Origin of the sequence: Stenotrophomonas sp. Sm10 (genome assembly GCF_030985515.1) — a bacterium.
Lineage (GTDB): Bacteria > Pseudomonadota > Gammaproteobacteria > Xanthomonadales > Xanthomonadaceae > Stenotrophomonas > Stenotrophomonas hibiscicola.
This window is the reverse complement of the sequence record NZ_JAPTFO010000036.1, coordinates 15021-30681: the sequence shown is the minus strand read 5'-3', so window position 1 is coordinate 30681 and position 15661 is coordinate 15021. Positions and strand designations below refer to the sequence as shown.

Annotated in this window: 14 protein-coding genes; 12 read left to right on the top strand and 2 right to left on the bottom strand. The window is 64.8% G+C overall.

The window, feature by feature from the left end; genetic code table 11:
* Positions 1–103 precede the first annotated feature (103 nt).
* Together O0J15_RS11895 and O0J15_RS11890 are read left to right on the top strand one after the other, a co-directional pair.
* The gene (locus tag O0J15_RS11895) at positions 104–544 is read left to right on the top strand and encodes a DUF2231 domain-containing protein (protein WP_021201954.1); all 441 of its coding nucleotides are present in this window, start codon (positions 104–106) and stop codon (positions 542–544) included.
* A complete protein-coding gene (locus O0J15_RS11890; protein WP_134731007.1) occupies positions 537–1847 on the top strand; it encodes a sorbosone dehydrogenase family protein in 1311 nt (436 codons plus the stop codon). The genes O0J15_RS11895 and O0J15_RS11890 overlap by 8 nt, the downstream gene beginning before the upstream one ends.
* A gap of 131 nt (positions 1848–1978) precedes the next feature.
* Here the strand turns inward: O0J15_RS11890 and O0J15_RS11885 are convergent, their stop codons facing one another.
* A complete protein-coding gene (locus tag O0J15_RS11885) occupies positions 1979–2641 on the bottom strand; it encodes an exopolysaccharide biosynthesis protein (protein ID WP_134731009.1) in 663 nt (220 codons plus the stop codon).
* A gap of 150 nt (positions 2642–2791) precedes the next feature.
* Between O0J15_RS11885 and yidA the strand changes: the two genes are divergently transcribed.
* From yidA to O0J15_RS11870, 3 genes are all read left to right on the top strand, one after another.
* Positions 2792–3625 carry a sugar-phosphatase gene (yidA, locus tag O0J15_RS11880; RefSeq protein WP_134731073.1) on the top strand — a complete coding sequence of 278 codons (834 nt, stop codon included), beginning with the start codon at positions 2792–2794 and terminating at the stop codon, positions 3623–3625.
* A gap of 380 nt (positions 3626–4005) precedes the next feature.
* On the top strand, positions 4006–6324 hold the full coding sequence (locus O0J15_RS11875) for a TonB-dependent receptor (protein WP_134731011.1): 2319 nt from the start codon (positions 4006–4008) through the stop codon (positions 6322–6324).
* Positions 6325–6446: 122 nt separating this feature from the next.
* Entirely contained in the window at positions 6447–6833 is a 387-nt protein-coding gene (locus O0J15_RS11870; protein WP_134735151.1) for a hypothetical protein, read from the top strand.
* A 185-nt stretch (positions 6834–7018) separates the two neighbouring features.
* On the opposite strand, the gene O0J15_RS11865 is transcribed toward O0J15_RS11870, so the two are convergent.
* Positions 7019–8518: a YifB family Mg chelatase-like AAA ATPase gene (locus tag O0J15_RS11865; RefSeq protein ID WP_308305697.1), complete on the bottom strand. Its 1500-nt coding sequence runs from the start codon at positions 8516–8518 to the stop codon at positions 7019–7021.
* Between the two features lie 388 nt (positions 8519–8906).
* Here O0J15_RS11865 and O0J15_RS11860 point away from each other — a divergent pair, with 388 nt between their 5' ends.
* From O0J15_RS11860 to O0J15_RS11830, 7 genes are all read left to right on the top strand, one after another.
* Positions 8907–9623 carry an ABC transporter ATP-binding protein gene (locus O0J15_RS11860; protein WP_155030256.1) on the top strand — a complete coding sequence of 239 codons (717 nt, stop codon included), beginning with the start codon at positions 8907–8909 and terminating at the stop codon, positions 9621–9623.
* Positions 9624–9635: 12 nt separating this feature from the next.
* Entirely contained in the window at positions 9636–10934 is a 1299-nt protein-coding gene (locus O0J15_RS11855) for an ABC transporter permease (protein ID WP_155030255.1), read from the top strand.
* A 75-nt stretch (positions 10935–11009) separates the two neighbouring features.
* Positions 11010–12239, top strand: a complete 1230-nt coding sequence (locus O0J15_RS11850) for an ABC transporter permease (protein WP_155030254.1) — start codon at positions 11010–11012, stop codon at positions 12237–12239.
* Positions 12240–12409: 170 nt separating this feature from the next.
* The gene (locus O0J15_RS11845) at positions 12410–12595 is read left to right on the top strand and encodes a hypothetical protein (RefSeq protein ID WP_155030253.1); all 186 of its coding nucleotides are present in this window, start codon (positions 12410–12412) and stop codon (positions 12593–12595) included.
* A 30-nt stretch (positions 12596–12625) separates the two neighbouring features.
* On the top strand, positions 12626–13924 hold the full coding sequence (locus O0J15_RS11840) for a radical SAM protein (protein ID WP_155030252.1): 1299 nt from the start codon (positions 12626–12628) through the stop codon (positions 13922–13924).
* 9 nt (positions 13925–13933) lie between these two features.
* Entirely contained in the window at positions 13934–15157 is a 1224-nt protein-coding gene (locus tag O0J15_RS11835; protein WP_155030251.1) for an HEXXH motif-containing putative peptide modification protein, read from the top strand.
* Entirely contained in the window at positions 15135–15659 is a 525-nt protein-coding gene (locus O0J15_RS11830; protein ID WP_155030250.1) for a hypothetical protein, read from the top strand. The genes O0J15_RS11835 and O0J15_RS11830 overlap by 23 nt, the downstream gene beginning before the upstream one ends.
* Positions 15660–15661: the final 2 nt, after the last annotated feature.

The window sequence follows — 15661 nt, the reverse complement described above, 5'->3', positions numbered from 1 at the left end:
TGCCTGCGCGGAGGGTGTGGCAGCCCCGCCGGGGCATCATCGCGCGTCCTCACATCGCGCTGTGCTACTACAGCCCGTGCACCCTTCCGCACGGAGCACGATGATGGTCAATCCGCTCGCCCAGGCTCATCGCGGCCTCGGCACCACACTGTTCAGCCTGTTGAACCCGATACCCTTCGGTTTCTTCGTCGGCGCACTGATCTTCGACGCGATCTACCTCAACAGCGCCGAGGTGATGTGGGGCAAGGCAGCCGCCTGGCTGATCACCTTCGGCCTGCTGATCGCCATCGTGCCGCGCCTGATCAACCTGTTCGCGGTCTGGCGCCGCAACGGCACGGCCACCCGCATCGACCGCATCGACTTCTTGCTCAACCTGGTCGCGGTGGTGCTGGCCATCTGGAACGCCTTCGTGCACAGCCGCGATGCGTACGCCGTTGCGGTGCCGGGCACGATCCTGTCGGCGCTGACCGTGGCCCTGATCGCCCTGGGCCTGATCCTGCTGTCACTGCAGCCGCCGGTGCTGCAGGGAGGTCGTCATGGCTAAGCACATCCTGCCCACCATGGGCGCCCTGGCGCTGGCCGTGATGCTGTCGGCCTGCGCCGGCAAGGCTGAATACCATCCCGCCGACCAGTCGGGCCCGCAGCCGCCGCTGCCCAAGCCGGCCAACTTCCTGATGCCGCCGATGCAGGTGCCCAAGGGCGTCGGCTGGGCTGATGGACAGACCCCCACGGTGGCCGAGGGCCTGAAGATCGAGCGCATCGCCGCCAACCTGCAGCATCCGCGGCGCCTGCTGACCCTGCCCAATGGCGACATACTGGTGGTGGAAGGCAACGGCCCCGGCGAAGAACCGGTCACCACGCCCAAGCAGTGGATTGCCGGCAAGGTGAAGGCGCGCTCGGGCAAGGCCGGCAAGGGCGGCAACCGGGTCACCCTGCTGCGCCGCTCGCCGGGAACGAACACCTGGACCCAGCACGTCTACATCGAAGGCCTCCACTCGCCGTTCGGCATCCAGCTGATCGGCGACACGCTGTACGTGGCCAACACCGGCAACATCATGCAGTACCACTACGTGCCCGGCGAAACCCGCATGTCGGACAAGGGCCGCGAGTTCACCGACCTGCCCAGCACCATCAACCACCACTGGACCAAGGAACTGCTGGCCAGCCGTGATGGCCGCAAGCTGTATGTGGGCGTGGGCTCCAACAGCAACATCACCGAGAACGGCCTGGCCGTCGAATACCGCCGTGCGGTGGTGCTGGAAGTGGACGTGGCCACCCGCGGCAGCCGCATCTACGCCTCGGGCATCCGCAATCCGACCGGGCTGGACTGGGAGCCGAGCACCGGGAAGCTGTGGGCTGTTGCGAACGAACGCGATGAGATCGGTGCCGATCTGGTGCCGGATTACCTTACTTCGGTGAAGGAGGATGGCTTCTACGGCTGGCCCTACAGCTACTACGGCCAGCACGTGGACGAACGCGTGCAGCCGCAGCGGCCGGACCTGGTGGCCAAGGCGATCACACCGGACTACGCGATCGGCTCGCACGTGGCGCCGCTGGGGTTGCTGTTCTACACCGGCCAGGCACTGCCGGCGCAGTACCACGGCGGTGCCTTCATCGGCGAACACGGCAGCTGGGACCGTTCACCGCTGAGCGGCTACGAAGTGGTGTACGTACCATTCAAGGATGGCAAGCCGACCGGGCGGCCGCAGACCGTGGTCAGCGGCTTCACCTCGAAGGACGAGAAGACGCTGATGGGTGCACCGGTGGGCATGGCCATGGATGCAGAGGGCGCGCTGCTGGTCGCCGACGACGTGGGCGACGTGGTGTGGCGGGTGTCGGCCAAATAGCTGTGTAGCGTCGAGCCACGCTCGACTGCTGTGGATCCGGCCTTTGTAGAGCCGAGCCCATGCTCGGCTTACGCGCGCAGCGCGCGGGTTTCCGTGCACCGAGCGAACAGCAGCCGAGCATGGGCTCGGCTCTACAGTTCCGCAGTACCGCTGCACAACCCGCTGAACACCGACTCGGCAGCAAACCCCACGCCACCCAGCAGCACGCCGAAGTACACCACCGTGGCCACTACGAAACCATAACCGGCCGCCACCGCCGCGCCATCGCGCTGGATGAAGCCAATCGCAAACGACATCAGCGCCAGTGCCGGCAGCGTGTTGCTGAAAGGAATCGGCCCGGCCGGCGCCATCAGCAGCAGGGTCGCGAACACCAGCATCAGGTTGTTCAGGCGCATCATCTTCTTCGAGCGCACCATCACCGCCAGCCGCATCGGCCGCGACAGCCGCTCCATACGGTGCACCCACTTCAGCGCACGGCCCAGGTTGGCCTTCAGCTTGTCGGTGGCGATCTCGCGGCGCGCCAGCTTCTGCGGCACCCACAGCGGGCGGTTGCGCACCCGGCTCAGGCCGATGAGCAGGATCGAGGCGCCGAACACGGTGCTCAGCCCGGGAATCGACACCGGAATGATGAAGATGGCCGAGAGCAGGATCACGATCAGCAGCAGGCCCTCATCGCCCAGCGCGCTGAGCAGGGTGCCGACGCGCACCTGGTCGCCGGGCAGCTCGTCGATCATCTGCTCGATCTGCTGGGCCAGGGGCGCGCTGTCATTGGTTTCGGGGGCACGGTAGGTCATGCGTCGCAAGGTTCTCCAGGGAAGGGCGGTCAACGGGCCGTCCTGCGGTGGGGGACGCACAGGCTCCCCCAGTATCCCGGCCAACGTGGGCAAAGAGGTGAACCGGGCATGAGGGGGGTAAACTGGCGTGCCCCGCACGAGTTGAACGCAATGGACATGGGCCGCAGGCAATCGACCATCGAACTGGTCGCCATCGACATGGATGGCACGCTGCTGGACCCGTCGCACCAGCTCACCTCCCGCGCCAGGAAGGCCATCGCGCAGGCGCGGGCGCTGGGCGTGCACATCGTGCTGACCAGTGGCCGCCCGGTTCCGGGCCTGGCGCCGTACCTGCACGAGCTGGGCATCACCGGCAACGACGACTACTGCATCGCCTGCAATGGCGGCCTGGTGCAGCGCATCGGCACGCGCGAAACCGTGGTCGAATATCCGCTCAGCTTCGACGACTTCCTGTTCTGCGAGCAGGTGGCCCGCGACCTGGGCGTGCACTTCCAGGCGCTGGACAGCCAGCGCATGTACACGCCCAACCAGGACATCAGCTACTACACCGTGGCCGACTCGCATCTCTCGCGGATGCCGCTGTCGTACCGCCGCGTGGAGGACATGGATCCATCGATGTCCTTCATCAAGCTGATGATGATCGACGCGCCCGACGTGCTGGATGCCGCCATCGCGCGCCTGCCGAGCGAACTGACCGAGCGCTTCGCGGTACTGAAGAGCGCGCCGTTCTTCCTGGAAGTGTTCGACCACCGCGCCGGCAAAGGCCCGAGCCTGCAGAAGCTGGCCGAGCACCTGGGCATCGACCGCGCCAACGTGATGGCCATCGGCGACCAGGAAAACGACCTGACCATGCTGCAGTACGCCGGTACCAGCGTGGCGATGGGCAATGCCATTGATGCTGTGAAGGCGGTGGCGCGGTTTGAGACCAGCAGCAATGCTGACGAAGGCGTGGCGCGCGCCATTGAGCGTTTCGTCCTGCAGTAACCGCGCGTCCCTATGCTCTGGTAGGTGCCAACCTCATCCGCCCCGGTGGGTGCCAACCTTGCTTGGCACACGAGCGCCGACCGGGGTCGGCCCCCACCACGCCGGGGCTATACCCACGTATAACCCACCCATCCCCACCGCCATTGGCGCTGTACCACGGTGCAATGGCGGATGCGGCAGTGCGATGCAAGAATTCCGCACGTCGAAATCACCCCACCGAATCCCACGGCAGATGATCGTCTTCCTCTGCCACTGACCGGCGCGCACTGCGCCGTCACCCCCAACGCGACCGCATCGCCAGCCAGGGCGCCGACACCGGCGCTGCAACGCGCTGGGTGTGCGCCTGCGCCGCTTTCCCCCTGCACCCTGGATCTGCTGCCATGAACACCCCACCCACGACACGCCTTGCCTTGGCGATCATCGCGGCCATCACAGCCCCTGCGTACGCCGCAGAAACGCACGATGCCGCGCACGACACGCCCACCACGCTCAATGCCCTGCAGGTCATCGCCACGCCGCGTGGCGCCGCCGTGGCACCGACCCAGGTGGTCGGTCCCAACCGCTACATCATCAAGGCCGAAGACCTCGACGCGATGGTCACCGGCAACAACGGCCTGGCCACGCTCAAGCAGGTGCCCGGTGCCAGCTACACCGCCACCGATGGGCTGGGCCTGGATATCTCGGCCACCAGCCTGTTCGTGCGCGGCTTCCGCATGAACGAAATGGGCATCACCTTCGAGGGCGTGCCGCTGAACGACAACGGCTTCCTCTCGCTCACCGGCACTAGCGTGGTGAACGTGGGCGTGCCCGATGGTATCGGCGCGATCACGGTCAGCCCTGGTGGCGCACCGGTCAGCGTGTTCTCCAGCAGCGTCAACGGCGGCAGCCTGGAATACCGCCTGCGCGAGCTGCAGGACACGCCCAGCCTGCGCGTGAAGCAGGGCGTGGGCAGCAACAACACGCTGGTCACCACCGTGTCCGGGCAGAGCGGCCAGCTCGGTGAGCATGGCCCGAAAGTGCTGGTCGACCTGCAGCGCGTGTCCGCCGACAAGTACCAGGGCGAGGGCACGCAGAACTTCCTGCGCGGCGACCTGAAGCTGCAGCAGGACGTCGCCTGGGGCGATGTCACCGTGTTCCTGTCCGACAGCAAGGCCAAGGTCTGGGGCTACAACAACATCTCCTTCGACATGATCCGCAAGCTGGGCTGGAAGGCCGACATCTTCTATCCCGATTATGCGTGGGCGTGGTACGTGGCCTCGCCGGAAAACGCGGACAAATCCTGCGGCGCCTACACCTGCGGTGAGCTGTCCGAACTGATTCCGTACGACACCGGCCAGACCACCCGCGACCGCGTGTCATCGATCAACCATCGCTTCCAGATCACCCCGGCGCTGAGTGGCAACGTGCAGCTGTACAACGCCAACAGCCACACCCAGGCCACGCTGACCGACCCGACCGTACCGTCGCCCAACGGCGCACCGTTCTCCGAACAGGTACAGACGCCGCGCCTCAACCGTCTGGGCGGCATGGTCAACCTGCAGTTCGAGACCGGCGCGCACACCTTCACTGCCGGTTTCTGGCAGGAGAAGAGCAAGGCCGCGGCCAAGACCGAGTGGTACCAGCAGCCACTGCTGGGCGAGGGCCCGCCGCTGAAGGCCACCGGCCCGTTCGACGTGTACGGCCCCGCGTTCAAGACCGACAACGCATCGAGCTGGGTGACCCGCTCGCGCCAGTTCTACCTGCAGGACGACATCGTGCTGAACGACACGCTGAAGCTGGGTGTCGGCTTCAAGGCCGTGGACTTCCGCACCCGCGGTGGCGGCCTGGGTGATGCCAAGGACCGGCCGGTGAACGGCACGCTGCGCGCGAAGAGCAACTTCCTGCCGCACGTCTCGCTGTTCTGGAGCCCGACCGAATCCACCGACGCCTTCATCGACCTGGCCAACACCATGAACGGCTACCGCGTGGCCCAGCGCGGCAACATCGGCTACACCGCCTCGGCATGGACCATCACCGACCAGGAAGAGTTCGACCGCGTGGCCGGCACGCTGCGCCCGGAGAAGAACTGGAACCTCACCGTAGGCGCGTCGCATCGCTTCGATCGGCTGACGATCACGGGCGACGTGTTCTACAACGACATCCGCAACCGCCTGCTGTCGGCCGCCATCGGTACCCAGTTCGCGCAGATCAACACGGTTCGGCTGATGCCGAAGATGCATGTGATCGGTGCCGACCTCGGCATCACCGCCGACCTGACCGACCACCTGCAGTTCTATCAGGGCGTGGCCGTAGCCCGTTCGTACTACGACAGCGATTTCGTGGTGGGCGACACGGTGTACCCGATCAAGGGCAATGCCCAGCCGGGCTACCCGCAGATCTCGCTGGTCAGCGACCTGTCCGCGCACTTCGGTGACTGGCGCTTTGGTGCAACCAGCACCTCGTACCTGCGCCAGCCTTTCACCTACGAGAACGACATCCGCGTACCGACCTTCTGGCAGGTCAACACCTATGCCGCGTATCGGTTTGGTGCGGACAGCGTAGTGCCAGGGCTGGAACTGCGGCTGGACGTGAGCAACCTGTTCAACCGCCACAACATCGGCACCGCCACCATCGCCGGCTCGTCGTTCTCTGGGGATTACCAGACCCTGCAGCGCAGCGCGCCACGGCAGGTGATGTTCAGTACCTCGATGGCGTTCTGAGGCGATGAGGGAGGGGTCAGATCCCTTTGCACGGCAAAGGGCTCTGCCCCCCCCAAACCCGCCCGGAAGCTCGCCTTGCGCAATCAACAGGGATTTTCTGGCGGCGACGCAAGGTTCCCACAATGTTGCTAGGTCATCCTGTCGGTATGGCTCAGTACAACCCGCGATCACCGTTGTTCGACATCCGGAGCCCGGGACGGCCCCGGCAGGCGCTGTCTGTGACGCCTGTGATCGACCTGCAGGCCGAATACCAGTTCTGGCACGTCTACGAGCGCGTGGTCCGTCCGTTGCCCGCTGGGGGGCTGCGGCTGGCCTGGCTGGTGTGCCAGAAGGTGTACCGGGACCGGTGGCAGCACCCGGACGACAGCGACGAGGCGGCGTTGTCGCGGGTGCTGTTTGGCGGGAACATGACGGCTGACCGGGCGTCGGAGCTGGCGGAGCTGCACGCGCTGGTCAGCCGTCGGGTGGCGTTGCTGGCGAAGCGAGGGCGGGTGGATTCCGCCGCCTGATGCACGGGGACGACCTTGGCGTTGCCGGGCAGCCATGACCCGCTTTGGTTGCCCGCTGCCGTGACCCGCTCTTGGTAGAGTCGACTGTTAGCGACTGCTCTTCGCGTCGGCCCACCAAGAGACCGTGCTGCGCGCGCGAGTCGACTAGCAGTCGACTCTACCCACAGTCACTTGGAACGGTGCTTCTAGGGCTTCCCTCGGTCCAGCTGTCGATACCCGATCGCTTCAGCCAGATGCGCAGTCTGGATGTCCTCACATCCAGCCAGATCGGCAATCGTGCGCGCCACCCGCAGGATTCGATGCATCGCCCGTGCGGAAAGCTGCAGACGTTCAATCGCCTGCTCAAGTAGATCCTGATCGGCCTCGCTCAGCTTCGTGCACGCCCGCAGCGCCGCCGGCGGCAGATGTGCATTGAGCCCGCCACGTGCCTGCTGCCGGGCATGGGCGGCTTCCACCCGTGCACGTACCGCAGCACTGGGCTCCCCCAGCGGCGTGCTCTCCCGCAGCTCCACCGCGTCCATACGCGCCACGCTGATATGCAGATCGATGCGGTCCAGCAACGGACCGGACACGCGCGCACGGTAGCGGTTGATGCGTTCGTCGCTGCACAGGCAGCGGTTGCTGCGGTCGCCGGCCCAGCCACAGGGGCAGGGATTCATCGCCGCCACCAGTTGAAAGCGCGCCGGATACTGCACGCTGCGTGCCGCGCGGGCGATGCGGATGTGGCCGGATTCCAGTGGCTCGCGCAGGGTTTCCAGCGCGCTGCGGTTCCATTCTGGGAGCTCATCAAGGAAGAGGACTCCATGGTGGGCCAGTGATATTTCACCGGGGCAGGGCGGGTTGCCCCCACCCACCAGCGCCGCCGCGCTCGCGCTGTGATGGGGCGCTCTAAAGGGCCGCTGCCGCCAACGTCTTGGGTCCAGCCCTTCGCCACTCACCGACGCAATCGCGGCAAGCTGCAGCGCCTCAGTCTCTTCGGTATCCGGCAACAGGCTGGGCAGGCGCGAGGCCAACAGCGTCTTGCCGCAGCCAGGGCTACCGATCAACAACAGATGGTGACCACCTGCTGCGGCCACTTCCAACGCGCGCCGTGCATGCGCCTGCCCGCGCACGTCGGCCAGATCGGGCAGTGGCAACGGTGTCGAGTCCACGCGCTCCACGGGTGGCAACAGGCGCGGATTGCCCAGCCCGGCGCAGCATTCCAGCAACGTACGCGCTACACGCACATCGGCGTGCTCGGCCAACGCAGCCTCTGCGGCATTCCCCGGAGGCACCACCAGAATGCGCCCAGCCTCGGCGGCGGCAATTGCGGCGGGCAGTGCACCCGCCACTGGCCGCAGCTCACCGGTCAGGCCAAGCTCGCCCAGGAATTCGTACTGCAGCAGTGACTGCGGATCGACTTGACCACTCGCGGCAAGAATGCCCAGGGCGATGGCCAGGTCGTAACGTCCACCTTCCTTGGGCAGGTCGGCGGGCGCGAGATTCAGAGTGATGCGTCGCTGCGGAAAGTCGAAGCGCGCGCAGAGCAGGGCGGCACGCACGCGCTCGCGTGATTCGCGGACGCTGGTCTCGGCCAAGCCCACGATCTGGGTGACAGGCAGGCCGCCAGAGAGATGCACTTCCACCCGCACCAGCGGGGCATCGACCCCGGCGCGGGCGCGGCTGTGGACCAGCGCCAGGCTCATGTGTGGTTTCCTGCGGAAGGTCGCTTGATGGTGCGGCAGGTGATCTGTGGGTCGCCATCGGGTATTGCCGGAGATGTGGCTAGGGATATTCCCGCCTCTACCAGGCCGTCGATCGATCAGGTACCCCGGAAGATCTGTATGTAGATTCCTAGATGAAGGAGGACGGTCCCGCTTCCGTCTGTATAGAACGTCCATGAAGCTGGCATTTCCGCGAACGATCGAAAGGGGGCGTTCGCGACGTATGGGTTCAGGCAGGAGGTGCAGGCGTGTCGGGCGCATCACAAGACCTTGCTCCGTGTTGCAAAGTAGGTGAACATCGACTGACTGCTGGTGCTAACTTCAGGCCCGCTTGCTGCACGTTTCGCGACGTTGGACGAAAGGACGCCGAATGCTCGAAATGACAGGAGTTTCAAAGGTTTTCCGTACCGGCGAAGTGCAGACCAGCGCGCTTCGATCGATGGATCTGAAGGTTGCCGAGGGTGAGTTCGTTGCTGTGACGGGCCCATCGGGCTCTGGCAAGAGTACATTTCTCAATATTGCCGGGCTGCTCGAGGATTTCACCTCAGGCACATACCGGCTCGATGGCGAGGATGTCTCCCGGCTGGGCGACATCGCCCGCAGCCAATTGCGCAATCGCAAGATCGGTTTCATTTTCCAGGGGTTCAACCTCATCCCGGATCTGAACCTCTTCGACAATGTGGATGTGCCACTCAGGTATCGGCGCATGCCCGCAGGCGAGCGTCGCCAACGCATCGAGCAGGCATTGACCCAGGTCGGCCTGGGTTCGCGCATGAAGCACTTCCCGACCCAGCTTTCCGGTGGTCAGCAGCAGCGTGTGGCCATCGCGCGCGCGCTGGCCGGTAGTCCACGCCTGCTGCTGGCCGATGAGCCGACCGGCAACCTGGACACGGAAATGGCCCAGGGCGTAATGGCGTTGCTGGAGCAGATCAACGCCGCTGGCACCACCATCGTGATGGTGACCCATGATCTGGAGCTGGCGTCCCGCGCACGCCGCAATGTCCACATCATCGATGGCCAGGTGACCGATCTGCTGCGGCCCCTGCACCTTGAACAGGAATTCTGCGAACTGTCGGTCAACGGCTAAGGATGGTGGTGGATGGTGGGTTACTACATAGGCCTTGCACTGCATAGCCTGAGAAGAAACAAGGTACTGACGGCCCTGATGATCCTTGCGATCGGCCTGGGCATTGCCGCCTCGACAACCACGCTTACCGTGCTGCACGTCCTGTCTGGCGATCCACTGCCCGGAAAGAGCGACCGGGTGTTCCGCGTCCAGCTGGATGCGGCGAGCCTGCAGGGCTATCAGCCGGGCCGCGAACCCGACGAACAGGTGACCCGCCTGGACGCAGAGACACTGCTGTCGCAGGCCAAGGGCGCGCGACAGGCGATGATGTCCGGCGGCGGCGCCAGGGTCGATGCCGGTGTGGACGGGCGTGCACCGCAGCAGACCGATGTGCGCTTCACTACCGCCGACTTCTTCCCCATGTTCCAGGTGCCGCTGCGTTACGGGCGCACCTGGACGGCGGCCGAAGACGCGTCCCATGCCCGTGTGGCCGTCATCAGCGAGGAGCTCAACGCCGCGCTGTTCGGCGGTGCCGACAGCACCGGCCGGACCATCCGCGTCGCCGGCGGCGAACTGCACGTGATTGGCGTGCTGTCCGCATGGCGCCCGGTGCCCAAGTTCTACGACCTCAACACAGGCAAGTTCCGCGCGGTGGAAGGGCTGTTCCTGCCGTTCACCACATCCCGCGATCTGGCCATGAAGTTCCAGGGCAGCAGCACCTGCTGGGGCAGCAACAGCGACATGTACGACCTCAACGCGCCCTGCGCGTGGCTGCAGTACTGGGTCGAGCTCCCAGGTGTGGCCGATGCATCAGACTACATGCGCTACCTGGAAAACTATGCAGCAGTGCAGCATGAAACAGGTCGCTACGCGCGCCCGGTGAATGTACGTCTGCGCAGCGTAAGCGACTACCTGCAGTTCAAGCAGGTGGTTCCAAGCGATGTGCGCATGCAGGTCTGGCTGGCGTTTGGCTTCCTCGCGGTGTGCGTGTTGAACACGGTCGCGTTGCTGCTGGCGAAGTTCCTGCGGCGCACTTCGGAAATCAGCCTGCGCCGGGCGCTTGGCGCCAGCCGGATCGATGTGTTCGCCCAGTGTTTGGTCGAGGCGGCCGTGATCGGTGCTGCCGGTGGCGCCCTGGGTCTGCTGCTGGCATGGCTGGGGTTGTGGGCCGTGCGCCAGCAGCCGGTCAGCTACGCCGCGCTGGCACATCTGGATATGGCCATGCTGCTGGTATCCCTGGCGATCGCTCTGGCAAGCAGCCTTCTGGCGGGGGCGCTGCCCGCATGGCGCGCAATGCAGGTCGAGCCGGCATCCCAACTCAAGGCCGAATAAGGCCCCGTTCGTCACAACGCCAGCGTGGCCGTTGCCATGGCCACGCCGGCGAGATTCAGTTCCCGGGAGTGGACCATGGACGTAGCACCCATCGTTTCAGCCATGCGCCGGCACAAGATTGCCGTGTCATTGATCGTGCTGGAGATCGCGCTGAGCTGCGCGATCATCTGCAATCTGCTGTTCCTGATCAACGAGCGCCTGCAGCGCCTGCAGATCGACAGCGGCGTGGCCGAGACCGAGCTGATCCGCATCCAGGCAGCCAACCCCCGGCAGCTGGAAGGTGGCGGGGAGAGCCAGGACCGCAGCTTGGCACTCCAGTACCTGGCCACGCTGCGCGCGGTACCGGGCGTCAATGCTGCTGCGCTGGCCTCCCAGGTACCTTTCAGCAGTTCCAGCAGCACCAGCACCGTTCGCCTCAGCGCCGATCAGCAGGATGAGAGCCTGACTGCCAGCGTTTACCTTGACGAAGGCGGACTACTGCAGGTGCTGGGCACGCGGCTGATTGCCGGGCGCAACTTCAATGCCGATGAGTATCGCGACATGAGCGCCTTGGAGGACGCCGGCGGCGACCAGGGCGTGCCAGCGGTCATCATCAACCGCAGCATGGCCGAGCAGCTCTTCCCGGGCCGCAGCGCGATAGGCCAGTCCATCTTCAGCTGGGGCACCTCACCGACACGGGTGGTCGGGGTTGTAGAGGAGTTGATCCGGCCGAATGGATTCGCCGATGGGACCTACACAATGATCCTCCCGGTGCGCAAATACACGGCAGGCATGCACATCGTGGCGCGCGTGTCGCCGGCCCTTAGGGGCGGGGTGCTGCAGGCGGGTGTCGCAGCGCTCAGGGCGGAGGATCCGAACATCATCATCTTCAACAGCGACACGCTTAGCGAGATGCGCAGTGATTACTTCCGCCAGGATCGCGCAATGGCCGTCATGCTGTCGGTGGTGGTGACGGCGCTGCTGATTGTCACGGCACTGGGCATAGTGGGCCTGGCCAGCTTCTGGGTGCAGCAGCGCACGCGCCAGATCGGTATCCGTCGCGCGCTTGGCGCGCGTAGGGTCGATATTCTTGCGTATTTCCAGACCGAGAATTTCCTCATCACCTCCGCAGGCATAACGCTGGGAATGCTCCTGGCCTACGCCTTCAATCTGGTACTGATGAAGGCCTACGAGCTGTCGCGCATGCCCTGGTATTTCCTGCCTGCGGGCGCGCTGCTGTTGTGGATTCTCGGGCAGCTGGCGGTGCTCGGTCCCGCTCGTCGCGCATCGCAGGTCAGTCCAGCAGTCGCAACGCGTGGCAAGTGAGTGCGCAACGCACGTCCTGCAGAGAATGGTTCCTGCAGTGAGCAAAGCTATTGGTTGACTTCACCAACACGTTGTGTGAAAACAACTTTGACGCATCTGATTATGCGTCGTTCATGTGCAGTGCGAATCCAAGTAGTTCAACTTCACTTGTACAAAGAAGGGAGTCTTGAATGGATCTGAAGCTCCGTAGTCTGTCTGATCGTCTCAAGTCCAAGATTGAAAGCAGCCCGCAGGCTGTGTCTGATCTGGACGGCATGAGTGACCTGGTCGATGCTCACCTGGAACTGGTGAGCGCGGCCCATGGCTCGGCCCATGCATCGGGCCACCTGTCGGCCAACCCGGAAGTGCTGGAGTAATTTTCCAGCCTTGAGACGTGGTGCCGGCCTGTGGCCGGCACCTTTGATCGCATTCCAATGCAACTCGCAGCCACCTGCGGGACAGGGAAGTCTTTGCCCATGAGTAACTCATTCGGTAATCAGATCGACGTCGTTCTCAAGCTGGCCGAGCGCTGCAATCTTGCATGTCCCTACTGCTATTACTTCTTCCAGGAAAACAAGCTCTCAGAAATCAGTCGCCCATTGATTCCTGAGAAAACTGTCCACGTGCTTGCTGCCTTCCTCAAGAAGGGCGCACAGGAGCTGGACATCAAGCATATATACCTGGGGCTGCACGGTGGTGAACCGACGCTGCTGCCGAAGGCACGTTTCGACCGCCTGTGTACCGTCCTGCGCGAAGCACTCGATGGTGTCGCCGAACTGCATCTTGGAATGCAGACCAACGGCACGCTCATCGACGATGAGTGGGTCGATCTGTTCGCAAAGCACCAGGTGATGGTGGGTGTCAGCATCGACGGCCCGAAGGATGTCCACGATGCATCGCGACCCGATCGTCGCGGTCGGGGCAGCTATGACACTACTGTGCGCGGGCTGCGCCTGCTGCAGGCCGCCAGCGCGCAGGGGCGCATTCCGCCGACCGGTGTGCTGTGCGTAGCCAACGCGGATCTGGATGGGCGTGAGGTGCTGAGGCACTTCTCCGAAGAGCTGGGCGTATCGGGTCTCAATCTCCTGTTGCCGCGGCAGGGACACGACGATGCAACGCTCGCGCCGCAGGCGCAGTGGACGCGATATTTCAGCGAGATCATCGACTACTGGATGAACTCGGCGCAGACCAAGCCGATCCGCGTCTACATGATCTCCGAGATCATGAACGCCATGATGTCCGAGCAGAACGCGCAGCGGCTGGACTTCCGCCGCGCCAACCGGCACAACGTCATCACCATTTCCGCCGAGGGCTACCTGGGGCCGGACGACAACATCATGGCGCTGGACGAGGCGTTCTGCAGATCTGACGTCACCATCGAGAACACCAGCCTGAGCGAGTTCTTCGCCAGCCCGATGTGGCGGTCCCTGGTGGAGGACGTGGATTCGTCACCACAGAAGTGCACCGATTGCGAATGGTTCCGGACCTGTCGCTCCGGTGACCTGTTCAATCGCTACAAGAGCGGCCAGGGCTTTTCTTCACACTCGGTCTTCTGCGAGACCTTGGACTCGATCCACTCCACGCTGGCCAAGATCGTGGTCAGCCGCGACGGATTGGAAAAGGTGGCAGGGATTCTCGCCGCACCGCCCACCATGAAGGCATCGCAGTTCATGAACCCGACCGTCGGCGCCCAGGTGATGGCCTAGGACTGTCCCATGGATGTCTTCCGCTATCTTTCGCACCCTGCGGTGGGCGATTTCCGCAGCCTTGCTGCCGAGCTGTGCACCCTGCAGTTCCACGCATTCGTCAGCCGCACCCGCGATCGCCTGACGCAGCTGCAGCACGCCGCACTGTTGGACGAAGTGCTGGCTGGCCTTGCGGCCACACCCCCTCACCGCGGTTACTGGACGCCGGAGGTCAGCTGGATCCAGGCCGGCGAATCGGCCCGCGCTGGGTACGCCCGCCTTGCGCCGCACGAAGAGTGGCAGGTGGCGCAGATCGCCACAGCAGCATTCCTGACCGGCATCCTGGACCGCATTGCGCTGCGCGTGACGCTTGAATTCCCTTTGCTTGTGGCAGGACGCACCTTTCTGGGCGAAGTGCTGATCGAGGGGCACGGCGACCTGCTGCGGATCCAGTCCGGTGTCTCCACGCTCGCCACCTTCGTGGCGGTGACCGCGTGCGAGCGTTGCACCGTGTGGATCGACGCCAGGATTGGTGTGCAGGGCGTAATCAATCTGCACGGTGAATCTCCCATCCGGTGCGTTGGCAGTGATTGGCACCGCTCTGACTGGATCGGCATGGACTGCCAGGACGCGTCGATCGCTGATGCGACCCACCAGCTCCAGGATGCGCTGGAGCTGCTGCGCTCGGTCTGCCCGGAGTACCACGCATGGGTGACCTGCCTGCTGAAGGAAGTGACCCCGATTCGGCGGCCCGCCCCGCGCATGCTTGCCAGCAACTCCTCGTCGCTGCGCATGGGCGGGATTGATGTGTCGGTACCGGCAAGCGTCACCGAGACCGTGGAAATGCTGGTGCACGAATGTACGCACCAGTACTTCCACATGTGCGCTTGGCTGGGATCCACCGTGGTGCCGGGTGCCAAGCCGCACTTCTCGCCGCTGAAGCAGTGCGAGCGGCCCTTGGACAGGATCCTTCTGGGCTACCACGCATTCGGCAATGCGCTGATCGTGTTCGACAGGCTGGCCGCGCTGGGCAGGACCGAGGAGATACGCGTGCGCTGGACCGCCGTTGCCGCCTACATGGACAAGCTGGTCGAGCCACTGCAACCGCCGGACGAGCTCAGCGAGCTGGGCCTGGCGCTGTTCTCCCCGCTACGCGCGCGCCTTGATTCCCTGCACCACCAGCGCCCACCCGCCTCGGCCTCAGCCGGGTCCCGCATGAACCGGCACGACCATGTCCCGACCTTCTCCCCTTGATGACCGTCCGTTCTTCCGGCCGGAGGCCGAGGCCCATCGCCTGCACCGCCATCTGGGTGAAGTGCGGCTTGCACGGCCTGTATCGGTGCGCCTGGTGTACCTGATTCCCTTGCTAGCCACAGCGCTGCTGTCTGTTGCCGCGTCGCTGGTGACATTCCGACCGCGTGTGGAGCTGACCCACGTACCGGTGGAGCTGGGTAACGGTGATGTGGGCCTGGTGCTCCCGGCCCCGCGTGCCGCAGTGTTCCCGGTGGGCAGGGCCGTCGAGCTGCTGGGGGGCGATGATCGTCCGCTCGCCACCGCCGAAGTGATCGCCGCCGGCGCGGTGCCCTGCGTTGCTGCACCGGCCTCCGCCACGCCCCCGGACGGCTGCACACAGCTGCGCGTCCGGCCCGCCGTCGCGACGACGGATGGGCGCCATGGCGCTGTTGCAAGCGTGCGCGGCGCGCCGCGTCATTACTTCTCCTTGTTTGACCGTGACCCGCCTGCAGGGGAGAAGTGAGC